The organism is Bacillus mexicanus (assembly GCF_050445615.1).
GTDB lineage: Bacteria > Bacillota > Bacilli > Bacillales > Bacillaceae > Bacillus > Bacillus mexicanus.
The window spans coordinates 1-255 of sequence record NZ_JBCEYV010000020.1 but is presented as its reverse complement, the minus strand read 5'-3'; the positions used below and the strand labels follow the sequence as shown (position 1 = coordinate 255).

The 255-nt window shown below is 51.8% G+C and carries 1 rRNA gene; it reads left to right on the top strand.

What is annotated here, in order from left to right:
• Window positions 1-255 (top strand): 23S ribosomal RNA (locus AAGG74_RS23510); the annotation flags it as partial.

Genomic DNA, 255 nt, shown 5'->3' with positions numbered 1-255 from the left:
AAACGGGAACAGCCCAAACCAAGAGGCTTGCCTCTTGGGGTTGTAGGACACTCTATACGGAGTTACAAAAGAACGAGGTAGATGAAGAGGTCTGGAAAGGCCCGCCATAGGAGGTAACAGCCCTGTAGTCAAAACTTCGTTCTCTCCAGAGTGGATCCTGAGTACGGCGGAACACGTGAAATTCCGTCGGAATCCGGGAGGACCATCTCCCAAGGCTAAATACTCCCTAGTGACCGATAGTGAACCAGTACCGTG